This is a genomic window from Erythrobacter sp. EC-HK427, assembly GCF_902498745.1.
In the GTDB taxonomy this organism is placed as follows: Bacteria; Pseudomonadota; Alphaproteobacteria; order Sphingomonadales; family Sphingomonadaceae; genus Alteraurantiacibacter.
The window spans coordinates 2,937,874-2,958,609 of the sequence record NZ_LR701479.1 but is presented as its reverse complement, the minus strand read 5'-3'; the positions used below and the strand labels follow the sequence as shown (position 1 = coordinate 2,958,609).

25 protein-coding genes are annotated in these 20,736 nt (G+C 63.4%); 5 read left to right on the top strand and 20 right to left on the bottom strand.

Annotation, left to right across the window (positions count from 1 at the left end):
• Nucleotides 1-4: 4 nt before the first annotated feature.
• The 8 genes from GC121_RS14475 to hisG form a co-directional block, all read right to left on the bottom strand.
• A complete protein-coding gene (locus tag GC121_RS14475) occupies nt 5-901 on the bottom strand; it encodes an acyl-CoA thioesterase II (RefSeq protein ID WP_151975386.1) in 897 nt (298 codons plus the stop codon).
• A 33-nt stretch (nt 902-934) separates the two neighbouring features.
• Nucleotides 935-1,819 carry a cupin-like domain-containing protein gene (locus GC121_RS14470; protein WP_151975385.1) on the bottom strand — a complete coding sequence of 295 codons (885 nt, stop codon included), beginning with the start codon at nt 1,817-1,819 and terminating at the stop codon, nt 935-937.
• Complete coding sequence (locus GC121_RS14465; protein ID WP_234421284.1) at nt 1,816-3,036, bottom strand: GNAT family N-acetyltransferase; 1,221 nt, start codon at nt 3,034-3,036, stop codon at nt 1,816-1,818. Before GC121_RS14465 ends, GC121_RS14470 begins: the two co-directional genes overlap by 4 nt.
• A gap of 129 nt (nt 3,037-3,165) precedes the next feature.
• Nucleotides 3,166-5,289, bottom strand: coding sequence for a sodium-translocating pyrophosphatase (locus tag GC121_RS14460; protein ID WP_151975384.1), 2,124 nt, complete (start codon nt 5,287-5,289; stop codon nt 3,166-3,168).
• 142 nt (nt 5,290-5,431) lie between these two features.
• On the bottom strand, nt 5,432-6,307 hold the full coding sequence (gene thiL, locus GC121_RS14455; protein ID WP_151975383.1) for a thiamine-phosphate kinase: 876 nt from the start codon (nt 6,305-6,307) through the stop codon (nt 5,432-5,434).
• Nucleotides 6,308-6,446: 139 nt separating this feature from the next.
• On the bottom strand, nt 6,447-6,902 hold the full coding sequence (nusB, locus tag GC121_RS14450; RefSeq protein ID WP_151975382.1) for a transcription antitermination factor NusB: 456 nt from the start codon (nt 6,900-6,902) through the stop codon (nt 6,447-6,449).
• A complete protein-coding gene (gene hisD / locus GC121_RS14445; protein ID WP_151975381.1) occupies nt 6,899-8,194 on the bottom strand; it encodes a histidinol dehydrogenase in 1,296 nt (431 codons plus the stop codon). Before hisD ends, nusB begins: the two co-directional genes overlap by 4 nt.
• A gap of 2 nt (nt 8,195-8,196) precedes the next feature.
• Nucleotides 8,197-8,865: an ATP phosphoribosyltransferase gene (hisG, locus tag GC121_RS14440; protein WP_151975380.1), complete on the bottom strand. Its 669-nt coding sequence runs from the start codon at nt 8,863-8,865 to the stop codon at nt 8,197-8,199.
• A gap of 60 nt (nt 8,866-8,925) precedes the next feature.
• Between hisG and GC121_RS14435 the strand changes: the two genes are divergently transcribed.
• Complete coding sequence (locus GC121_RS14435) at nt 8,926-9,975, top strand: DUF2332 domain-containing protein (protein ID WP_234421283.1); 1,050 nt, start codon at nt 8,926-8,928, stop codon at nt 9,973-9,975.
• A 3-nt stretch (nt 9,976-9,978) separates the two neighbouring features.
• On the opposite strand, the gene GC121_RS14430 is transcribed toward GC121_RS14435, so the two are convergent.
• The 6 genes from GC121_RS14430 to GC121_RS14405 form a co-directional block, all read right to left on the bottom strand.
• A complete protein-coding gene (locus GC121_RS14430; RefSeq protein ID WP_234421282.1) occupies nt 9,979-10,200 on the bottom strand; it encodes an amphi-Trp domain-containing protein in 222 nt (73 codons plus the stop codon).
• Nucleotides 10,201-10,267: 67 nt separating this feature from the next.
• Nucleotides 10,268-11,167: an alpha/beta fold hydrolase gene (locus GC121_RS14425; RefSeq protein ID WP_151975377.1), complete on the bottom strand. Its 900-nt coding sequence runs from the start codon at nt 11,165-11,167 to the stop codon at nt 10,268-10,270.
• Between the two features lie 2 nt (nt 11,168-11,169).
• On the bottom strand, nt 11,170-11,670 hold the full coding sequence (locus GC121_RS14420; RefSeq protein WP_151975376.1) for an FKBP-type peptidyl-prolyl cis-trans isomerase: 501 nt from the start codon (nt 11,668-11,670) through the stop codon (nt 11,170-11,172).
• Between the two features lie 126 nt (nt 11,671-11,796).
• A complete protein-coding gene (locus GC121_RS14415) occupies nt 11,797-12,696 on the bottom strand; it encodes a pirin family protein (RefSeq protein ID WP_151975375.1) in 900 nt (299 codons plus the stop codon).
• Nucleotides 12,693-13,400 carry a glutathione S-transferase gene (locus tag GC121_RS14410; RefSeq protein WP_151975374.1) on the bottom strand — a complete coding sequence of 236 codons (708 nt, stop codon included), beginning with the start codon at nt 13,398-13,400 and terminating at the stop codon, nt 12,693-12,695. The genes GC121_RS14415 and GC121_RS14410 overlap by 4 nt, the downstream gene beginning before the upstream one ends.
• Nucleotides 13,397-13,675, bottom strand: coding sequence for a BolA family transcriptional regulator (locus tag GC121_RS14405; RefSeq protein ID WP_151975373.1), 279 nt, complete (start codon nt 13,673-13,675; stop codon nt 13,397-13,399). The genes GC121_RS14410 and GC121_RS14405 overlap by 4 nt, the downstream gene beginning before the upstream one ends.
• Before the next feature lie 55 nt (nt 13,676-13,730).
• On the opposite strand from GC121_RS14405, the gene GC121_RS14400 reads away from it, so the two are divergent.
• Entirely contained in the window at nt 13,731-14,321 is a 591-nt protein-coding gene (locus GC121_RS14400; protein WP_151975372.1) for a J domain-containing protein, read from the top strand.
• Here the strand turns inward: GC121_RS14400 and GC121_RS14395 are convergent.
• The 6 genes from GC121_RS14395 to GC121_RS14370 form a co-directional block, all read right to left on the bottom strand.
• The gene (locus tag GC121_RS14395; protein ID WP_151975371.1) at nt 14,318-15,166 is read right to left on the bottom strand and encodes an oxygenase MpaB family protein; all 849 of its coding nucleotides are present in this window, start codon (nt 15,164-15,166) and stop codon (nt 14,318-14,320) included. The two genes, GC121_RS14400 and GC121_RS14395, sit on opposite strands and share 4 nt — an antisense overlap.
• A 38-nt stretch (nt 15,167-15,204) precedes the next feature.
• The gene (locus GC121_RS14390) at nt 15,205-15,810 is read right to left on the bottom strand and encodes a glutathione S-transferase family protein (RefSeq protein WP_151975370.1); all 606 of its coding nucleotides are present in this window, start codon (nt 15,808-15,810) and stop codon (nt 15,205-15,207) included.
• A complete protein-coding gene (locus GC121_RS14385) occupies nt 15,807-16,253 on the bottom strand; it encodes an SRPBCC domain-containing protein (RefSeq protein WP_151975369.1) in 447 nt (148 codons plus the stop codon). The genes GC121_RS14390 and GC121_RS14385 overlap by 4 nt, the downstream gene beginning before the upstream one ends.
• Nucleotide 16,254: 1 nt before the next feature.
• Nucleotides 16,255-16,737 (bottom strand): VOC family protein, encoded by a 483-nt coding sequence (locus GC121_RS14380; RefSeq protein ID WP_151975368.1) that lies wholly within the window; start codon nt 16,735-16,737, stop codon nt 16,255-16,257.
• Between the two features lies 1 nt (nt 16,738).
• On the bottom strand, nt 16,739-17,530 hold the full coding sequence (locus GC121_RS14375; RefSeq protein ID WP_151975367.1) for a VOC family protein: 792 nt from the start codon (nt 17,528-17,530) through the stop codon (nt 16,739-16,741).
• Nucleotides 17,531-17,600: 70 nt separating this feature from the next.
• Complete coding sequence (locus tag GC121_RS14370) at nt 17,601-17,954, bottom strand: DUF1428 domain-containing protein (protein WP_151975366.1); 354 nt, start codon at nt 17,952-17,954, stop codon at nt 17,601-17,603.
• Nucleotides 17,955-18,021: 67 nt separating this feature from the next.
• Between GC121_RS14370 and GC121_RS14365 the strand changes: the two genes are divergently transcribed.
• The 3 genes from GC121_RS14365 (at nt 18,022) to GC121_RS14355 (ending at nt 20,645) form a co-directional block, all read left to right on the top strand.
• Complete coding sequence (locus GC121_RS14365) at nt 18,022-18,699, top strand: helix-turn-helix domain-containing protein (protein ID WP_151975365.1); 678 nt, start codon at nt 18,022-18,024, stop codon at nt 18,697-18,699.
• Between the two features lie 66 nt (nt 18,700-18,765).
• Nucleotides 18,766-19,746: a cobaltochelatase subunit CobS gene (gene cobS, locus GC121_RS14360; protein ID WP_151975364.1), complete on the top strand. Its 981-nt coding sequence runs from the start codon at nt 18,766-18,768 to the stop codon at nt 19,744-19,746.
• A gap of 50 nt (nt 19,747-19,796) precedes the next feature.
• Nucleotides 19,797-20,645: a hypothetical protein gene (locus tag GC121_RS14355; RefSeq protein WP_151975363.1), complete on the top strand. Its 849-nt coding sequence runs from the start codon at nt 19,797-19,799 to the stop codon at nt 20,643-20,645.
• The last annotated feature ends 91 nt before the right edge of the window (nt 20,646-20,736 follow it).

The following is a 20,736-nucleotide window of genomic DNA, read 5'->3' as shown; positions in this document are numbered from 1 at the left end:
GCGCTCACCCCACGTGGCGCACCATGCCTTCTTGCGTCACGCTGGCCACCAGTCGCCCGTCCTGCGTGAAGACCTGACCACGGGCAAAGCCGCGTGCGCCGCCGCTCCACGGGGCTTCGGTGGCGAAGAGCAGCCATTCGTCCACGCGGAACGGCTCGTGGAACCACACCGCGTGATCGAGGCTCGCGGCCTTGATCTGGCCGCCGTGAATGCTCTTTCCATGCGGTTGCAGCACGGTGGCGAGGATCTGGAAATCGGAGATATAGGCCAGCACCGCGCGGTGTAGCGCGGCATCATCGGGCAGCGGCGCAATTGTGCGGAACCACACATGGCTGATCGGCGCGCGCTTCTGCGGCGCGATCCAGTCGCGCTCCTCCACCGAGCGGAAGTCGACCGGAAAATCGCGCAGTAGCAGGCGCTTGAGCCCGCCTTCGGGCATGATTTCAGCGATCTGGCGGCGAATGACCGAATCCGGCGTCAAATCTTCCGGCCCGGCCACATCGGGCATCGCCGGATGCTGGTGACCGGGGCCATCAACGGGCACCTGAAAGCTGGCGGTGAGGTTAAGGATCGGCTTGCCGTCCTGGCTCGCCACCACGCGGCGGTTGGAAAAGCTGCGCCCGTCCAGATCGCGCTTCACGCGGAAATCGATCGGCAAATCGTCGCTGCCGGGGCGTAGGAAATAGGCGTGGAGCGAATGCACATCGCGCCCGTCTTCCACCGTCCGGCTGGCCGCGCCCAAAGCCTGCGCAATAGCCTGTCCGCCGAACACGCGACCGGTGCCATCGGGGCGGCGACGGCCGACAAAATGGTCTGCGCCCTTGGCTTCCAGCTCCAGCAGGAAGACCAGATCGGCGACCACGCGTTCGGGCGTCGGCGGGGTTTCGGGCACGGTGCTCATCGCCGCTCCCTCTGCGCGGGGAGCGTGACGAGGTCAAGTCAGGCCGGGTATCCGGCGCGCCACGCGCATGGCATTGGCCTTGAAGCTGTTGCTCGAAGGCCACCGGCCCGGCGCGGCGGGCGACACGCCGAAGCGGCGCAGCAGGTGGTTGAAAGCACGGGCATCGGCCTCGTTGAAGCTCCACTCGCTGCGCCAGGTGATCGAGAGCGAGATTGACACGTCCTTGCCATTGCGCACGAAATGCGGCGCCATCACAGGGACATAGACCGCATCGCCGGGCCGCAGATTGAAATTCACGCCATGCGGTAGGAATTCATCCCGCCAGCGCAATTCGCGCGGGCCGCCGGTGTGATAGGCTTCGTGCGCGGCATCGGGCGCGAACATCGGATCGCCCGCCGGGAACACCGTCATTGTCTTCTTGCCGGTCAATTGCAGAAGAATATTGTGTTCCGGATCGAAGTGGTAGGGCGTCACCGCGCCGGGGCTGGAGATGAAGATGAAGGCCTGCAACTTCAGCATCTTGCCCGTCCGCTCTTCGATCACCGGACGCAGCTCGTCGAGCAGTTCTTCCAGCAAGGCGGCGTAGGGCTTTTTCTGCTCGATATTCTTGAGCACCGCCCAGCTGTTATTGTCGTGGATGCCGCGAATGGTCTGTTCGATGGTCAGGCCATTGCCTTCGGGCTTGCCGGTGACACCCAGAGGCAGATCGCCGCGATTATACTCCACGCTGCTTGCGGGCAGGGCACTGCCGAGCAGCGCCAGCGCGTCGAGTTCGAGCAGCGGGTTCGACACCATTTCGTGTTCCAACCGGTGCGCGCCTTCGGGGTAGGACGATTTGAAGAAGCTGCGCGCCCTTTCGGAAAAGGCGCGTTTGCCGCCAATGGCGCGGCCATGCAGCGAACGGCGGATGCGGCTCATGCGATGCCTCCCGGTGCAGCGCCGGTTTCCTGCCGGATCAGCGCGGCAAAGGCGCGGCGGCGCAAGGCCCCTCCGATGGCGATGGAATAGCGGTCGATTGCGCGGCGTTCGCGCCAGATGTGGTCGATCATCGGGTGGTCCTCGGCGGCGCAGCTGTCGCACCATTGGATGCGGTCGCGCGCGAGCAGGTCGAGATTGTCGAGCTGCAACAGGACGCCGGGGGAAAAGCGGGAATAGTCCTCGTCAAACGCGGTCTTGAAAGAGAACGCGCCGGGCGGGGCGAGGAAGGATGCGAGCATGGCGATAGGTGCGCCGTCGAGCGTGATCGCAAGCCGCTCCAGCCGCCCGCGATGCGCGGCACCGGTCAGCGCCTGCCGGAACGCGGTGGCGGTCAACGGATCGCTGGCAAGCGCGGAGCCCGCCGCGCCTTTCCAGCTGCGCAGTTCGAGCGCGAGGAAGCTGTCGATCCAGCTTTCCAGATCCTCCTCGCCAAGCTGGCGTACGGTTTCCAGCGTGCCCAGTTCGGTGAGGCGGCGGTGCTGGCGGCGCAGTTCCTTGCGCTTCTTGGCAGAGAGCGAGGCGGCAGCGTAGCTTTCCGCATCGCCATCGCCCGCCAGCATGGCGCGCTGTTCGTGCTGCACCGTCGCGGCAGGGCGTTTGCTGCTGGCGAGAACCTCCGCCAATGCGCGCACCAGCGGGGTGTCGGCGGGCATATGCGCACAGTGGAGGAAGGCGGCGATCCCGGCATGGCGGTCTACCCAGCCGAGCAGGTGCTGCCAGAACACATGCTCGAATCCGCGTGCAACCAGCGGGGCGCAGAGGAACAAATTGTGATGCGTCCAGATCCGCCAATGCGGGATCGGATGGCCGTAATAGCGGCGATCGAGCCGGAGCGGCACGAGGCCCACCAGTCTGCCATCGGCCTCCAGCGTCAGCAGCCGGACATTCTGGTCAGGATCGAAAGCGGCGAGGGCGGGCAGCAGGCTCCAGCTTTCGAAGAAGGGATTGGGCTCGCTCGCCTGCCGCGCCAGCGCGTCCCAGCGGGCGATGTTGTCGGCGCTGTCCATCACCCGCCAGCCTTGCGCGACGAGCACCGGGTCGGGCTTGGCCACGGCGCTCTCCGCAATCACTCGCGCGTCGGCCTTGGTCACAATCGCCAGGCCGTCAAAGTTGAGATCATGCTGCACCGGAAAATTGTTAACCCTTGCCAAAGCCACGCCCTGCGTTCCCCGTCTCTGGATTAGAGGCGCGGCGGAAAGGATTGCCTAAGGCAAAGGGTTAAAAAAGCCCTGCCCGGACATTGTCCGGACAGGGCACAGGTTTTTCCAACAGGTTACCGCCTGGATTTAGGCGACGCCGTGTCCGGCCAATGCGGCGAGCAGAAGTAGCGCCACAATGTTGGTGATCTTGATCATCGGGTTCACGGCGGGGCCGGCGGTATCCTTGTAAGGATCGCCCACCGTGTCGCCCGTCACCGCGGCCTTGTGGGCTTCGGAGCCCTTGCCGCCGTGATTGCCGTCTTCGATGTACTTCTTTGCATTGTCCCACGCACCGCCACCAGCGGTCATAGAAAGCGCGACGAACAGACCACCCACGATCACGCCGAGCAGCAAGGCACCGAGCGCGGCGAAGCCGTTTTCCTGACCGGCAATCGCGGTAATCACGAAATAGACCACAATCGGGGCAAGCACCGGCAGCAGCGACGGGATAATCATTTCCTTGATCGCCGCCTTGGTGACGAGATCCACCGTGCGGGCATAGTTGGGACGGCTGGTGCCGGCCATAATGCCCGGATCATTGGCGAACTGGTCTCGCACGTCGATCACCACGTCACCCGCAGCACGGCCGACCGCAGTCATGCCCATGGCTCCGAAGAGGTAGGGTAGCAGCGCGCCGAGCAGCAGGCCGACGATAACATACGGATTTTCAAGGCTGAAATCGACCGTCAGTTCGGGGAAGAAAATCCCCAGATCGGTGGTGTAGGCGGCAAACAGCACCAGCGCGGCGAGGCCCGCCGAACCGATGGCATAGCCCTTGGTCACCGCCTTGGTGGTGTTGCCGACGGCATCGAGCAGATCAGTCTTTTCCCGCACACTGTCGTCCAGCCCTGCCATCTCGGCGATGCCGCCGGCATTGTCCGTCACCGGGCCGTAGGCATCGAGCGCCACGACCATGCCGGCCAGCGCCAGCATCGCGGTCGCGCCGAAGGCGAGGCCGATCAGTCCCGCAATCTGGTAACAGCCGATGATCGCCGCGATGATCGCGAGCGTCGGCAGTGCGGTCGATTCAAGGCTGATTGCCAGACCCTGGATGACGTTCGTGCCGTGGCCGGTTTCCGAAGCCTTGGCGATCGAGCGCACCGGACGGTAAGCCGTGCCGGTGTAATACTCGGTGATCCAAATGATGACACCGGTCAGCAGCAGGCCGATCAGCGAGCAATAGAACAGGTCGCGTCCGGTGAACGGAACCATGTCCGTGCCAGGGTTGAGGACGGTGTTCATATCGATGTTGACCGTGCCCAGCGCGTGGGCGGTGGCAAACCAGATCAGCGGAATGGCGAGCACGGCGGAGACAAGGAAGCCCTTGTACATCGCGCCCATCACATTCGTGCCGCCACCAAGGCGCACGAAATAGGTGCCGATGATGCTGGTGACGATGCAGGCACCTCCGATCAGCAGCGGCAGCGCCATCAACGGCAGCAGCAGATCGCCCACGGCGGTCAGCAGCAGCGCGGTCAGCACCATGGTCGCACCCACGGTGACGACATAGGTTTCGAACAGGTCAGCCGCCATGCCCGCGCAATCGCCGACATTGTCGCCGACATTGTCCGCGATCACAGCGGGGTTGCGTGGATCGTCTTCCGGAATGCCCGCTTCGACCTTGCCGACAAGGTCAGCGCCGACGTCTGCCGCTTTGGTGAAGATACCGCCGCCAAGACGCGCGAAGATCGAAATCAGCGAGGCACCGAAGGCCAGCGCGACCAGCGCGTCCACCACGGTGCGGCTGGCAGGTTCAAGTTGCATCGGGCCGATCAACACATAGAAGAACACCGCGATGGCCAGCAGCGCAAGCCCTGCCACCAGCATCCCGGTGATCGCACCGGCGCGGAAGGCCATCGTCAGGCCCTGTTGCAGTCCTTCCGAAGCGGCCTGCGCGGTGCGCACATTGGCTTTCACCGAAATGTTCATGCCGATGAAACCGGCGACGCCGGACAAAACTGCGCCGATCAGAAAGCCGACTGCCGAAATCCAGCCGAGGAACACCCCGACCAGCACTGCTACAACAGCGCCGACCACGGCAATGGTTGAATATTGGCGGTTCAGATAGGCTTTCGCGCCTTCCTGGATGGCACCGGCGATTTCCTGCATTTTCGCGTTGCCGGCAGATGCGCCGAGCACCTGGCGGCTGGTGACGAAGCCGTACAAAACGGCAAGTGCACCAAGGCCTATAGCAATGAGTACGAGTTCCATGACCCGAAATTCCCCTCTTCCGAAATGAAAACGACCCGGTTTGCCGGGTTCGTGTGGCGCTATCGCTAGGCAAGCCGTGCGTTCAGGACAAGCCTAAAGCGCGCATTTTCGGATGCAGACGGGGATAAAGCGGAAAACCGCCCTATTCGTGGACATATCCAAGGCCGTCGGCATTCACCAGCGGCTCGCCATCGAGCACCAATGGGGCGAATCCCTTGGGCCGCACTTCGCCGATCCTTGTTGCCGGAACGGGTGGGAAGGTGCCAGTGGGCAGGGTGAACAGCAGTTCGTAATCATCGCCCCATGTCAGGCAATCCATCACCCGCGCAGGCGCAGCGAGTGGAGCGGCTGCGCTGTCGATAGCAAAGGTGGCCTCGCTCGCCTCGGCCATCCGGAAGGCATCGAGCAGCAGGCCGTCGGACACGTCCATCATCGCCGTGGCGAGCGGCGCAAGGTCGCGCCCCTCGGCCAGCCGCGCCATCGGGCGGGTGTAAGGTGTGGGATCGCCATCAGTGCCATCGCGCAAGGCCTCGAAACCGAGCATCGCCGCGCCCAGCGTGCCGGTGACATAAATCGCATCGCCAATCCTCGCGCCGCTGCGGCGTGGAACCGGCGTATGGCTGGCATGGCCGATGGCGGTGAGGCCGAAGGCGCGCGCGCTGCCGTGCACCCCGCTCACCGTGTCGCCGCCCAGCAGCGGGACACCGTAATGGGTCAGCACTTCATCCAGACCGTCGATAAAGTCCGCATCCCCGTCACCCAGCATGTAGCCCAGCACCACGCCAAGCGGATCGGTGCCCTTGGCGGCGAGATCGGAAAGGTTGGTCGCCACCAGTTTCCAGGCGACATCGGCCATGTGCTGGCCGGGCAGGAAATGGCGGCCCTCGACCAGCATATCATGGGTGATAACGAACACATCGCTGCCAAGCGCGATGACGGCGGCGTCATCGGCCAGATCAACTGCGCCCTTGTGGAGCGGCAGGTTGCGCAAGGCGGTGATGAATTGGGATTCGTTCATTTAATGCGATTCCCCCGATCCGATTGCCCTGAGCCTGTCGAAGGGCTGCACTTTTTCAAAACGCCACGCCACGCCACGCCACGCAAAAGGAAAAGCAGTCCTTCGACAAGCTCAGGACAGTCGGTTTCCACTTTTTCGATTAGCCGGAACGCACATCCTTTGCCACGGCATCCAACACACCGTTCACGAATTTCGCCTCGCGCTCATCAAAAAAGGCGTGCGCCACGTCGACATATTCGCTGATCGCGGTGCCGACCGGAATATCCGCCCGCGCGAGCAATTCATAGGCGCCGCAGCGCAGGATTTGCAGCATCGTCTTGTCGAGCCGCAGCAGTGTCCAGCCCTCGGCCAGCCGTGCCGTCAGTGCCTCGTCGATCTCCGCCTGCCGCGCGACCACGCCGGAGACGACATCGTCGAAGAAGTCGACTTCGGCGTCCGCATAGTGCGCGTCCTCGATTTCCTTGCCCAGCCGGTGCTGGTGGAATTCATCGAGCAGACGGGTGAGTGCGGTTCGCTCCATCTGCCATTGGTAGAGCGCCTGCACAGCGGCAAGGCGGGCGGCGGAGCGCGATCTGGAGCGGTTGGACTGGGTCATTTCAGGCGCACCCTTACGCTGGCAGCATGGGCGGGCAAACCCTCAATATCGGCCAATGCCGCAGCGGCAGGGCCGATGGCTTGCAGCGCGCTCTCGTCAAGCGCGATAAAGCTGGTGCGCTTCATGAAATCGAGCACCGACAATCCGCTGGCAAAGCGCGCGCGCCGACCGGTGGGCAGCACATGGTTCGGCCCGGCGACATAGTCCCCCACCGCTTCGGGCGTGAGGCGCCCCAGAAACACGCTGCCCGCGTGCTTGATCAGCGCGAACATGGCATCGGGATCGTCCACCGCCAGTTCGACGTGTTCGGCGGCGAGCGCGTTGGCGAGGGCGGGGGCCTCTGCCAGCAAATCATCGACCACGATCACCGCGCCGTAATCGTCCCAGCTTTTGCGCGCGACATCCTTGGTGGCAAGCTGCGCGCATAGCACATCGACGGCATCCTCCACCAGTTCGGCAAAGGCGGCATCATCGGTAATCAGGATGCTCTGGCTGGTGGGATCGTGTTCGGCCTGGCTCAGCAGGTCGGCGGCAATCCAGTCGGGATCGTTCTTGCCATCGGCGATGACGAGGATTTCGCTCGGCCCTGCGACCATGTCGATGCCGACCACGCCGTAAAGCTGGCGCTTCGCTTCCGCCACCCACGCATTGCCGGGGCCGGTGATGACATCCACCGGCCTGATCCGCTCGGTGCCATAGGCCATCGCGCCCACCGCCTGCGCGCCGCCGACGCGCCAGATCTCGTCAATGCCGCACAGATGCGCAGCGGCCAGCACCAGATCGTTGATCGCGCCCTTGGGCGTCGGCGTGCAGACGACGAGGCGTTCCACCCCCGCTACCTTGGCCGGAATCGCGTTCATCAGCAGGCTGGAGGGATAGGCGGCGCGCCCGCCGGGCACATACAGGCCCGCCGCATCGACCGGAAACCACTTCGCCCCCAACCGGACATTGGCCGCATCGCGGTAGTCGCGATCCTGCGGCAATTGCCCTTCGTGATAGGCGCGGATACGGTCGGCCGCGAGGTTCAGTGCGTCCTTCGCTTCGGCGGGCAGGAAATCGTACGCCGCCTTGCACTGGTCGGCGGTGATACGCCAGCTGGAGGTGTCTGCGGTGAGCGCGTGGTGGTCAAACCGCATCGTGTAGTTGCGCAGCGCCTCGTCACCCGTGCGCTTAACCTCGGCGAGGATTTCCGCGACATCGCGGCTGACATTCTCGTCGCTTTCGCGGCGATCATTAACGATGCGCGCGAAATGCGTGGCGAAATCTTTGGCGGAACTGTGGAGGCGGCGCATCGTCAGGCTCCTTCCGCCATGGCATTGCGGAACCGTTCGACCAAAGCGGCAACCCGCGGATCGGTCTTCAGCGCGGCGCGGTTGACGATCAGGCGGCTGGTCACTTGCATGATCGTGTCTTTCTCAACGAGGCCGTTCGATTTCAAGGTCTGGCCGGTCGAAACAAGGTCAACGATCCGGCTCGCCAGCCCGCTCGACGGTGCGAGTTCCATCGCCCCGTTAAGCTTGATGCACTCGGCCTGAATCCCTTCCTTTTCAAAGTGTCGGCTGGTGATGTTCGGATACTTTGTCGCGACGCGCAGGTGGCTCGCATTGCCATAGGCATAGTCGATCGGCACTTCGGGTTCGGCGACCGACAGGCGGCACGCGCCGATGCCCAGATCAACCGGCGCATACAGCTCCGAGTAGTCGAATTCCTCGATCACGTCGGAGCCGACAATGCCCATCTGCGCCGCACCGAACGCCACGAAGGTCGCCACATCGAAGGCGCGCACGCGAAAAATGCGCATTTCGCCGCTCTCGTCGGCAAAGCTGAGCGAACGGTCAGCCTTGTCGTGGAAAGCCGCTTCGGGCACCACACCCGCACGCTCCATCACCGGCACCGCTTCTTCGAGAATGCGGCCCTTGGGAACGGCGAAAATCAGCGGTTGGTTGGCAGGAACGTCGGTCATCGCCGCGCGATGTAGGGGCGAAGGCAGCAAAGGGCAACGGATATGGCAGCGGGTGGCGTAATGGCGATTAGGAGTGTGGCGGAGGCGATTGCATGGCAGGCCGAACACGCCGAGAACTCCGGTGCGCCAGGCACAGCGCGTGTGGTGCGCGCGCTGCTAGCGGTGATGGAGAGCGATACCGCTACGGGTCGACGGATAGCGGGATGGCAGGGGCTGACGCTGGAAGACGCCATGCCGCTGCGCATTGCGGGCGGGCTTCACGCGCTGCATCTCGCGGGTGAAAAGCGGCGGCTGGGCGATGTCTATAGCGGCCGCATCACCGATCAGGCGCAGGTCGATGCGATTGTGGTGGAGGCAGTGCAGACGTTCGATTGCAAATTGCTGCCGTGGCTCGATCACCCGCCGCAGACCAACGAGGCGGGTCGCTCGGCCAATATCATGGCGGCGCTCTTGTGGTTATCGGCGCAAGGCGCGGGGCCGACATTCGTGCTCAATGAAATCGGCGCCAGTGCAGGGATCAACACCATGCTGGGGCGCTTCTCGTTCGATCTGGGCGGTGTGAGCGCGGGTGCGGCGACATCCTCCATCCATATCGTCCCCGAATGGCGCGGAGCACCGCCGCCTGACGCTGCCGTCACAATTGTCTCCGCCAAAGGCAGCGACATTGCCCCCATCGACCTGCGTGACCCGGTAAGGGCTACGATGTTGCGCGCCTATATCTGGCCTGAAGCGAAGGCGCGGATGGCGCGGTTAGACGCGGCGATTGCGATGGCCCGGGAGGCCCCGCCCGATCTGGTGCAGCAGGATGCCGGAGCCTTTGTCGAAGCCATGCTGGCAGAGCCTGCCCACAACGGTGTGACGCGGGTGCTGTTCCATACAGTTATGTGGCAGTATCTGCCCGAGACCACCCGCGCGGCCATTACGTCGGCGATGGAGGCGGCCGGCGCTGCGGCAACCCGCGACGCGCCGCTGGCATGGATCATGTCCGAGACCAATCGCGAGACCTTCCGGCAGGAATGCCGCGTGCGCCATTGGCCGGATGGAGAAGACTGGGTGAAGCTGACCGAAAGCCACCCGCATGGAACCTGGGTGGAGTGGGTTGCTGACTGAGGTTTAATCCTTGTCCCGCCAGCGGAACTGGAATTCCAGCTCGTGCTCGCCGTCCGCCACGTCATGCTCAATCGAAAACCCGGTCGTCGCCGGAATGCGGAGCCGTTCCCCCGCAATCTGGATCGTGAATGCCTTGCCTTCTTTCAGGCTCTCGACCAGCCGTTCCAGCTTCTGGATGGTGTGCTTGCGGCTGTAGGTTTTGGTTACGTCGCGATCTGTGGTCACGGCAAATCTCCCTTCGATGCTAAGGGTTTGCCAGCCGAACATGACAGGGGTGTTTAAGCCGCCGTGTTTAGGCGGAGCCGGCAAGAAACGCATCCATCGCCGCATTCACCGCATCGGGCGCTTCCCACGGGATGAAGTGGCCGGCACCGGGCACTTGCTCGACCGTCAGATCCTCCACCCAGTCACCCAAGCCGTCGAGATTGGCGGGTAGCAGCGCCTCGTCACCCATGCCCCACACCACCAGCGTCGGGATGGTAAGCGCGGGGAAGGGCGGGTCGGTGTAGTCCTTGGGCAGGCCAATCGGCTCATCCATCGGCGGCACTTTGATCCCGCTCGCGCGGTACCAGTTGAGCATCGCGAAGGCGTTGCCGGGGCGCTTCCATTGCTCCATCAGCAGCGCGACTTCGGCGGGGTCGTAATTGGGGCGGCTGTCCCATGTGAGCGCGCTGGCGAGCAGGCCTGCCAGTCCGCTTGTCGCAATGAGCGCGTCATGCGCGGGATCGCGGAAGGTGCGCATATACTGGCTGGCGGCGCGCTGTGCTTCGTTTTCGAACAGCAGCCGCTGGAACACCGCCGGATGCGGCGCATTGGCGATGATCGCGCGATCAACCACGCCCATCGCCTGCCCGAAAGCCGCGACGCCCCATGCAAGCGCGCCGCCCCAATCATGCCCGACAATCGTAAACCGCTCGACGCCCAAGGTTTTGGCGAGCGCGAAAATATCGCCGATCAGCGCGGCAACCTCGTAATGCTCCGCGCCTTCGGGGGCGGAGGAATTGCCATAGCCGCGCTGGTCGGGCGCGATGCAGCGGAAGCGCGGGTTCAGATGCGCGATCTGGTGCCGCCACGTCCGGTGGTTTTCGGGAAAGCCGTGCAGGAAGATGAGCGCGGGCGCATCCTTCGGGCCGCTATCCCACACGTCCAGCGTAATGCCGTTGGGCAGGGTGACGGGCGTTAGCGCGCTCACGCTCACACGCCTTTGCTGGGAATGGCGAGCAGTTCGATGGTGAAAAACAGGGTCGCACCGCCCGGGATCGGGCCGCGTCCGGTGAGGCCATAGGCGCTTTCCGCGGGGATGCGGATTTCCGCCGTGTCGCCCACGCCCATATAGGGGATGGCGATCTGCCAGCCGCGGATCAGGCCGGACAGCGGGAAAGTGGCGGGTTCACCGCGCGCGACCGAACTGTCGAACACGCTGCCATCGAGAAAGGTGCCGGTGTAGTGGATGGTGATCTGGTCGCTGACTTCGGGTGCGGGGCCCGTGCCATCGCCCGCAGTGCGGCGGAACATGACGCCGCCATCGAGCCGGTACCAGCCATCGTCACGGCTGAGACCATGCAGCGCGGCCTGCTGCGCGTTGTGCCATTGGATCGATCCGGGCGCGCCGGCGGCGGGCTCGGCCGGGGCTTCCTGCGCGAGGGCGGGGGTGGCGAGGGTAAGGGCGGCGAGGGTGAGGAGTGTGTGTTTCATGGCGAGCGAGATAGCGCCGTCTCTCTCCTTAGTCACCTGTCATTGCGAGGAGCCGCAGGCGACGCGGCATTCCAGTTACGACGGGACTGGATTGCTTCGCTACGCTCGCAATGACGATAGTTATGCTCAAGGCTCGCTCACAGTCTTCGGCTTGCCTTCGGGAAGCGGAATAAACTCCTCCTCATCCCCCGGCACCTTCGCAAACCGGCCTTCGCGCCAGTCCTCCTTCGCTTGCTCGATCCGCTCGCGATCCGAGCTGACGAAGTTCCACCACACGTGGCGCTTGGTGGCAAAAGCCTCGCCGCCGAGGAGCATCGCGCGTGCACCCGTTTGGCTGGCAAGAGTCATCGCTTCGCCGGGTTTCAGCACGTTCAGATCATACAGCGCCAGCGGCTCGCCATCGAGGCTCGCTTCGCCGCCCACCAGCATCACCGCGCGCTCGTCCGCTTCGGCGTCGATCGGGATAGAGCCGCCCGGCTGAAGCAGGATTTCGGCATAGATCGTCTCGGCATGGCAGGTGGTCGCCGCCCGCGCGCCCCACAATTCGCCCATGATAACGCAAGCGCGCGCACCGTCGCCTTCGATCCATGGCAGGTCGCTAACGGCTTCGAACGCCGGGTCAATCTCCTCCTTGCCGTCGGGCAAAGCCAGCCACGTCTGCATCCCGTAGAGGCGCGGCCCCTTGGCGCGTTCGTCCTGCGGGCTCCGCTCCGAATGCACGATACCGCGTCCCGCCGTCATCAGATTCACCGTGCCGGGGCGGATCGTGCTGAACGTGCCGAGGCTGTCGCGATGCTCGATCGCGCCGGCATATTCGCCGTCGAACAGCCACGTCACAGTCGCCAGATTGATATGCGGGTGGGGACGCACATCCATGCCCTTGCCAAGATCAAGCTGCGCCGGGCCGAACTGGTCGACAAACACAAACGGCCCCACCATCCGCGCAGCCAGCGAAGGCACCGCGCGGCGCACGGTGAACTGGCCGAGATCATGGCTGACAGGGGTGACGGTGGTGAGAATGCTCATAGCTCGTCCAGCTCCTCGTAATGGCGGAATATCCCGTCTTCGTTGAATTCCATCCGCCGCTCGCTGGCGAGATAATCAGCCACCCCTTCCAGATCGGGCACCGCGCCCTGCAGACCTTCGAGATAGGCCCAGCTGCCTTGCATCGCGCGCATATAATTGGGGAACATATAGTCGAGCCCTTCCATCAGCTGGAACAGGCTGGTGTCGACATGGGTCGGCTGCTGTCCGAGCACGAACGGCCCGCCGCTGGCGGCAATCGCATTGTCGAAATGGATCAGATATTTGGGAATCCGCCGCGCGCGGAAATGGCCTGCCTTTTCAAAGGCGGCATCCATCTGGTCGGCGTAATACAGCTCGTTCGCCACCGGGTGATGGACGCCGTGCACTTCCTCCACGAGATCGGCGATATCGAGTTGCAGCTGGATCAATTGCAGATCAATTTCCAGCTCGCCCGAGCCAAGCCCTTCCTTGTCGGACAGATAGGCGAGGATATGCGCGGTATGCCCGATCACCACATCGCCATCGACGATATAGGGTGGGGCGAATGGGCGGATGCCTTGCAGGCCGTGCATATGCTCCACCAGCGCATCCGCGCCCTGCTCGCGCGCCATATCGGTGTAATCGATGCCAAAGGCCTCGCAGTAGAGCCGGACGAACTCGCCCCGGCCGGGGAAGTTTGGCCAGTACCACAGCTCTACGCTCATGCGGTCTCTCCGGGAGCAGAGCATTTCATCGCGAAGGCATGGACGCGGTTGCCGGGAATATCGCCCAGCGCGGCAAGCACCAGTCGTTGGCGCGCGAGGCGGTTCTTGCCCGCAAAAGCCGCGCTTTCGATCACCACGGTGAAGTGGCTTTCGCCGCTGCCGTCATCGCCCGAATGGCCCGCGTGCTGGGCGCTATCATTGATGACATCGAGACGCGTGGGCGCGAGCGCGGCGGTGAGCAGCGCGGTGATTTCTTGTGCGATATTTTGGGCCATACGGGCGAAATTGGGGGTTTCTTTGGCGCGGCGCAATCCCCATTCTGGTGCGCTCATGCGAAACGAGCGATTCCACGGGCGATATGAAAGCCAGGGGCGGATGTGCCAGCATCCGACCTGCCGCGAACCGGGCGAATTCCGCGCACCGGGCACGCGCGGCAATTCGTTTGACGGGCCGGGCGAGTGGCGCTGGTTCTGCCTTGACCATGTGCGCGAATTCAACGCGGGCTATGACTGGTTCGAAGGGATGAGCGCGGACGAGATTTACCGCGCGCAGTCTCCCGGCGCAGACTGGGCGAGTGAGAGCCCCGCCTTCTCCCCCACCGCAGGAATCGACGGGATGCCCCGCTGGGCGAATTTTGCCGATCCGCTCGATGCAATCGGCGCGCGGGCGAGCGAGATCAAACGCGCGGCGGCGGGGCGGGGGCGAGAGAATGAAAGCCGCTTTTCGCGGGAGGAGCGCGAGGCTTTGCAGGTCATGGGGCTGGGGCCAAAGGTCGAGCGCACCGAGCTGCGGCAGCGGTATTCCGAACTCGTGCGGCGCTACCATCCTGACCGCAACGGCGGCGACCGTGCCTATGAAGCGCGCCTGCAACGGGTGGTGGAGGCGTATCAGTTGCTGCGCAAGGCGGCGGCGTTTGCTTAGGGCCGCTGCTGGAACGCCCAGCGCATCGTGCTGCCCAGTGCATGGGTCACCAGCCGTGATGGCGTCGCGCGGGCGCCGGGGTTCTCCAGCGCCAGCATCGTGCGGGCAAAGGGCGGGAGCAGGCTGACCGCCGCATTGGCAAGGAAAGGCTGGATCGTGCCCGCTGGGCCGGGCGGCTTGTGGGTGAGCACAAGCTGCGCGACGTCGCGCGCTTCCTTAGTGGGGCGCAGATCGGTGCGCAGTTCGCGGAACACCGCTTGCGCCTCAGCTTTGCTTTCCGGCACCGGATCGGCCCCCAGCTTGCGGGCAATGAGAGCGAACTGGCGGAAATATTCGTCCTGCTCGGCCAGCGGCATTTGCGGTTTGACGTGGGTGAGCCAGGCTTCGAGGAACATCGTCGCCTCGGTCACGTGCACCCATGCCAGCGTGCGCGGATTGGTAGCGTGATAGGGTGTGCCATCGGGCAGTGTGCCTTGCACCGCCGCGTGAATGCGGTTCACCCGCGCAATCGCCGCCTCGGCATCGTCGCGGTGGCCATAGGTGGTGACGGCGATAAAGCGCGCGGTACGGCGCAGGCGGCCATGCATATCCTCCCGGAAATTGCTGAAATCGAGCACGCCTTGCAGCGCGTGCGGATGGAGCATTTGCAGCAAGAGCGCGGACATTCCGCCCACCATCATGCTGACAAGATCGGCGTGCACCATGCGGATGGGCGTGTCGGGCGCGAAAAAGGCCTCTTCCGAAGGCGGGATCGGCGTTTCGCCCTTGGACGAATCGTTGAACGCTGCGCGCACGCGCTCGACCAGTTTCAGCCGGGCAAATTCGATAGGATCAGGCCGCGCCATGCCCGCGATATGGGGCAGGGCGCGGCGCAATTCCAGCGTCAGTCTTCCGCCGGTCCCATGCCCTGCCGATAGGCTTCGCGAGCCTGCAATCGCGCCTGATATGCCCTGAAGCTGTCGCGCGGTTCGACCGTGCCGAAATTCAGCCCCCAGTCGAACTGGCTGCCGACATAGACATCGGCCATGGTGAACCGGTCTCCGCAGACATAGTCACGGCTCGAAAGCATGGCATCCATCGTATCCATCACGCGGGAATAGCTGCCAAAACCCGCCATGCCTTCCTGCCGCTCGCCTGCCGGATCCCAGCCCATCGCGTGGTTCATCACCGCGCTCTCCATTGGCCCGGCGGCGAACAACAACCAGCGGAAGTAATCCGCCTTCTCCTCGCTGCGCGGAAGCAGGTCGGGCGCTTCCATTTCGGCGAGGTAATGGCAGATCGCTGCTGCTTCGGTGATGACATGATCGTGCTCGCCGTGATGGTGGATCACCGTCGGCAGCTTGCCCATCGGGTTCGCATCGAGCAGCGATTGCGGTTTGTTCTCCCACTCGACCATCACCAGCTCCGGCTCGACGCCGGCTTCGGCAAAGGCCCATTTGGCGATCATCGCGCGGCTCATCGGATTGAAAAACAGGGTATAGCTGCTCACTGGGCCTCTCCTTCACACAGGGCTTTCAACTGTGCGGCACAGGCTTCCCAGCCTTGCACAAAGCCCATGTCCTCATGCGCCTTGCGATCCTCTTCGCGCCAGTGACGGGCGCGAGCGGTGTAGCGCGTGCCATCGCTTTCGGGCGCGATTTCCCAGATGCCGATCATAAACGGCCCGGCGGGTTGCAAGTCTGCCGTTACCGCATCGGTGGTGGCGAAAAGCCGCCCTTCGTCCCACGCCAGATAGAGCCCTTCATGCGGCATTTCCTCGCCATCGGGGCCGCGAAAAACCGAGGCAATGGCACCGCCCGCGCGCTTGTCATCACGCAAGATCTCGCACCGCCACGGGGAAGGACAGAACCACTCCTCCTGCCGGTGCGCCATGACATCCCAGACTTTCGCGGGAGGTGCGTGGATGAAGATTGTTACGCTGAGTTCCTGCATCTCACTCTCCCGCAATCGCCGCTTCAACGGCGGCGTGGTCGATCTTCACCATTTGCTGCATCGCTGTGAAAACCCGTCCGCGAACAGCCGCATCTTCGTGACCCAAACCCTGCATCAGGATGCGCGGGACGATCTGGAAGCGGACGCCGAACCTGTCCTTGATCCAGCTGCACGCCATCGGCGAACCGCCATTGCTCTCGATCGCGTTCCAGTAGCGGTCGGTTTCTTCCTGCGAGTCGGTGAAAACCTGAAATGAAACCGCGTCGGTGAAGGTATTCTCCGCCGCACCATTGAGGCCAAGCATTTCCTGCCCAAGCAAAGTGAACCCGACCGTCAGCGCATCGCCAGCCTTTCCGCCGGGATAGTCTGCGGGTGCGCGGTTCACTCCGCCCATCTCGCTATCTGGGAAAGTGTCGCAGTAGAAGCGCGCGGCTTCCTCTGCGGCACCACTAAACCACAGGCAGATCGCTAGCTTGCCGGCCATCTCAGCTCTCCCGCTTGCCGATCAGTGAGAACATCGCGCCGTGCGGATCAATGCCGTTGATGATGAATTCGCCGCCGGGAATTTCCATCGGGCCGTTGATAACCTGGCCGCCATTGGCGGTAACAAATTCGACCGCCGCATCGATCAGCGGCACGCGGAAGTAGAAGGCCCAGGCCGACACGGGCATTTCCGGCATCCGGCGCATCAGCCCGCCGAAGAGAAAATCGCGGTCTGCGCCGCATTTGAGCATGTCGTATTTGCCCATTTCGCCCATATCCATGCTGTCCGCGACAACCCAGCCGAACTGGCTGCCGTAGAAGGCCATCGCCGCCACCGGATCGGCCGCCATCAGCTCGTTCCAGGCGCAGGTGCCAGTCGCAGCTTCATGGGTGGAGAAAGCGTGGCTCTCTTCGCCCGAGCGGTCTTCGATCACGTAGAACGCTGCGCCTTCGGGGTCTTGCAGCATGGCGAAGGGGCCGACACCAGGCACTTCATTGCCTTCCATCAGCACATTCGCCCCCGCCGCGCGTGCGGAGGCGACTGCCGTTGCGGCATCGTCCACGCGGATATAGCCGACCCAGCCGGGATGCGCTCCGTGTTCGATCATTTCCGGCGTCAATTGCAGGGTTCCGCCCACCGGCTTTTCGTCCGCCGAAAACATCCGGTAATCGACGCCTTCCTGCCCCGAATCCGCAAAACTCCAGCCGAGCAGTCCAGCATAGAACGCCTGCGCGCTATCCGAGTCGGGGGTCATCAATTCGTACCAGACCCAGTCACCATGTTGATTTGCCATTACTTCCTCCCATCACCGGGCTCCCACACCCGTACCCCATAAAAGAACATTGCATGAACATATGCGCGCGTCAATCGCGGCCCATCGTCACAAGCGGAGTGAAGCCGCCCCACATCATCCGCACCCCGTCAAACGGCATCGCGTCCATATCCCAGAAGGGATCGCCCTCCATTTTCGCGTGTGCCGCTTCGGCAGTGGCCTTGTCGGGCCAGATCATCCAGCTGAAGACGATTTTCTCTCCCGCCTCGGCCTTGGTTGCCATGCGGAAATCGGTGACCTTGCCGTCCTGCACATCGTCTTCCCACGCTTCGACAATTTCGGTGACGCCGTATTCACGGAACTTGTGCCCCGCGCGCATGGCGACTTCGGCATAGGCGGCCTTTTTGTCCTCTGGAACGGCCAACAGGAAACCCTGAATATACATTGCAAACCTCCCTCGTCTGCGACTCGCGATTTGCACAGGCTGGCGTATTGAGTTACCAAAAGCAACTATGAAGTTACCAAAGGAAACCAAATCGGGGCACGGCAAGTGGTATGGCGATGCCTGTGGTACCGCTTTCGCCATGGAAGTCATCGGAGAGCGCTGGGCTCTTCTGATCGTACGCGAGCTTATGTTCGGTGCATTACGCTTTTCGGACTTGCGCGCCGGAATGCCCGGTATTTCGGCCAAGGTGCTGACCGAGCGGCTGGCCGGGCTCGAAGCGGCTGGCGTGCTCATCCGGCGCAAGCTCGCACCGCCTGCTGCTGGACAGGTGTATGAGCTTACCGCGTGGGGTTATGCGGCAGAAACGGCGATTATGGAAATGGGCCGCTGGGCAGCGATGTCTTGCGCGCATGATCCCACGCTGCCGTTGTCGCCCGCATCGCTGATGATGAGCTTTCGGACAATGTTCGATCCCGCGCTGGCAGACGGGCTGGAAGCGGATTTGGGTTTTGTGGTCGCAGGGCAGGCATTTCGCGCTACCGTCAGAACGGACAGCCTCAAGATCCGCCGGACACCGGCAGAGGGCGCTCAGGCCATTCTTCACGCTCCCGCAGCACCGCTTGTTGCGGCGCATGTTTATGGCGATGTGCCCTTGGCGGAATTGGCAGCCGTTCGTGTGGAAGGCGACGCTACTGTGCTTGCCCGTTTCGTAGCCAGCGTCAAGCTCCCGCCAAAAATCGGGTAAACCGGCAATGCTCGCCGATATCCCGTGTTGCAGCACACCGCTCCCCCGTCTAGGCAGCGCGGCGAGATGAATGATATGACCAAACCTTCCGAAACCGGCTCCACCATCCTTGCAGCGCCCGACACAGAGGTCAGCGTGCGCGAGGTGTTCGGTATCGATATCGACATGAAAGTTCCCGCCTTCTCCAAGGCGGATGAACGTGTGCCCGATACCGATGACAGCTATGTGTTCGATCCCGACACGACCCTCGCGATCCTCGCCGGATTTGCGCACAACCGCCGGGTGATGGTGCAGGGCTATCACGGCACGGGCAAATCGACTCACATCGAACAGGTCGCCGCGCGGCTCAACTGGCCGACCGTGCGCATCAATCTCGATGCGCATATCAGCCGGATCGACCTGATCGGGCGCGATGCGATCGTGCTGCGCGATGGCTTGCAGGTGACCGAGTTCCGTGAAGGCCTGCTGCCATGGGCGCTCCAGCATCCGGTGGCGCTGGTGTTCGACGAATATGATGCGGGCCGCCCCGATGTGATGTTCGTGATTCAGCGCGTGCTGGAACAGGCAGGCAAGCTGACCCTGCTCGACCAGAACCGCGTGATCCGCCCCGATCCGCATTTCCGCCTTTTCGCCACCGCCAACACGGTGGGCCTCGGCGATACGAGCGGGCTGTATCATGGCACGCAGGCGATCAACCAGGGACAGATGGACCGCTGGAACATCGTGGTCGGTCTCAACTATCTGCCCGCCGAAACCGAGCGCGCGATTGTCGGCGCAAAGACGACGCTGGGGGCCGATCTGGTGGCGGACATGATCCGCGTGGCAGACCTGTCGCGGCAGGGCTTTATGAATGGCGACATCTCGACCGTGATGAGCCCGCGCACGGTGATCACGTGGGCGCAGAACACCGAGATTTTCGGCGACCCCGGCTTCGCCTTCCGCCTCAGCTTCCTCAACAAGTGCGACGAGGCAGAACGGATGCTGGTGGCCGAGTATTACCAGCGTGTTTTCGGCAAGGAATTGCCCGAAAGCGTGGTGAAGGGGTAGTTTGCAAGTCGCCGGTGTCCGCTAGCACCGGCCTTTGGGGAGCAGGGTCGATGAAGTTTAGCTCGGTTTACGTCGCTGCATTCGTCTTGGGTGCGTCGGTAACTCCTGCCATGGCGCAGGAAGATGCACAGGCACCGGTGCGCTGGCAGCAATCGCCGATCATCATTCTGCCCGGTGCGACCGAGCGGCTGGAGCGCGAGTTTGTCGAGGGCGAGGCGGTGCTCGAACTGCCGCTGCGCTGGGCCTTCTCCACACGGCTCAGCCGCGATGTCGTGATCGAGCAGGACGGCGAGACTTTGACCCTTCCTGCGGGCGAATTGCTGCCCAAGGCGCTGCTTGACAATGGCGAGGTCGCCTATTGCACCCGCAGCCGTGTGGCAGAGGCGCAGGAGGGTTCCGGCTTCATGGGCGCGATGTTCGGCAGTATGCTGAATTCGTTGCAGGACAAGGTCGTTTGCCTGCAGGACAGCGACAAGGATCTGCTGCTCGATCGTGCGATTGTGCTGGGCGACGGGCCGGGAATCGTCGATCTGGGCGCGGTTGAACCTCTGGCGTTCGAAGACCTGATGGCCGAGCCGATGGGTACCGCCGACGACATCGCCCGCATCAGCATGATCCGGGTGGGGCGCAGCGTAGTGCAGTTGCAGCTTGATGTGATCCAGCGGGGCAGCACCCGCAGTTTCGACACTTGGCAAAGCGGCCGCTTTACCGCCCGCCGGTTCAACGATGTGCGTTTTGGCGAGGGCAATCGCGGCGGCTTCTATATGTTCGGCCTGCGGTTCGAGGTGATCGATGCGGTGCGGCAGGAAAACCGCGCCACCTTGCGCGTCACGCCGGAAATCAACCCGACCGAGTTTGTCGTGGTCCCCAGCGAGGTGCGCACCACCTATGGCTGGTAAGTTTTGCAGCGGCGGCTTGCGCACGCCACTTGCGGTTCATGCACGGGTGTGTAGCGTCCGCGCATATTGGACATTGAACGGGATCCTTTGA

Coding starts and splice junctions, on each gene's coding strand:
- GC121_RS14435 (WP_234421283.1), top strand. CDS start 8,926: ATGGCGATTAGGAGTGTGGCGGAGGCGATTGCATGGCAGGCCGAACAC.
- GC121_RS14470 (WP_151975385.1), bottom strand. CDS start 1,819: ATGAGCCGCATCCGCCGTTCGCTGCATGGCCGCGCCATTGGCGGCAAA.
- nusB (WP_151975382.1), bottom strand. CDS start 6,902: ATGACCCAGTCCAACCGCTCCAGATCGCGCTCCGCCGCCCGCCTTGCC.
- GC121_RS14355 (WP_151975363.1), top strand. CDS start 19,797: ATGAAGTTTAGCTCGGTTTACGTCGCTGCATTCGTCTTGGGTGCGTCG.
- hisG (WP_151975380.1), bottom strand. CDS start 8,865: ATGACCGACGTTCCTGCCAACCAACCGCTGATTTTCGCCGTTCCCAAG.
- GC121_RS14365 (WP_151975365.1), top strand. CDS start 18,022: ATGAAGTTACCAAAGGAAACCAAATCGGGGCACGGCAAGTGGTATGGC.
- GC121_RS14420 (WP_151975376.1), bottom strand. CDS start 11,670: ATGAAACACACACTCCTCACCCTCGCCGCCCTTACCCTCGCCACCCCC.
- GC121_RS14415 (WP_151975375.1), bottom strand. CDS start 12,696: ATGAGCATTCTCACCACCGTCACCCCTGTCAGCCATGATCTCGGCCAG.
- GC121_RS14400 (WP_151975372.1), top strand. CDS start 13,731: ATGCGAAACGAGCGATTCCACGGGCGATATGAAAGCCAGGGGCGGATG.
- GC121_RS14410 (WP_151975374.1), bottom strand. CDS start 13,400: ATGAGCGTAGAGCTGTGGTACTGGCCAAACTTCCCCGGCCGGGGCGAG.
- GC121_RS14460 (WP_151975384.1), bottom strand. CDS start 5,289: ATGGAACTCGTACTCATTGCTATAGGCCTTGGTGCACTTGCCGTTTTG.
- GC121_RS14375 (WP_151975367.1), bottom strand. CDS start 17,530: ATGGCAAATCAACATGGTGACTGGGTCTGGTACGAATTGATGACCCCC.
- cobS (WP_151975364.1), top strand. CDS start 18,766: ATGAATGATATGACCAAACCTTCCGAAACCGGCTCCACCATCCTTGCA.
- thiL (WP_151975383.1), bottom strand. CDS start 6,307: ATGAACGAATCCCAATTCATCACCGCCTTGCGCAACCTGCCGCTCCAC.
- GC121_RS14370 (WP_151975366.1), bottom strand. CDS start 17,954: ATGTATATTCAGGGTTTCCTGTTGGCCGTTCCAGAGGACAAAAAGGCC.
- GC121_RS14380 (WP_151975368.1), bottom strand. CDS start 16,737: ATGGCCGGCAAGCTAGCGATCTGCCTGTGGTTTAGTGGTGCCGCAGAG.
- GC121_RS14385 (WP_151975369.1), bottom strand. CDS start 16,253: ATGCAGGAACTCAGCGTAACAATCTTCATCCACGCACCTCCCGCGAAA.
- GC121_RS14475 (WP_151975386.1), bottom strand. CDS start 901: ATGAGCACCGTGCCCGAAACCCCGCCGACGCCCGAACGCGTGGTCGCC.
- hisD (WP_151975381.1), bottom strand. CDS start 8,194: ATGCGCCGCCTCCACAGTTCCGCCAAAGATTTCGCCACGCATTTCGCG.
- GC121_RS14395 (WP_151975371.1), bottom strand. CDS start 15,166: ATGGCGCGGCCTGATCCTATCGAATTTGCCCGGCTGAAACTGGTCGAG.
- GC121_RS14405 (WP_151975373.1), bottom strand. CDS start 13,675: ATGGCCCAAAATATCGCACAAGAAATCACCGCGCTGCTCACCGCCGCG.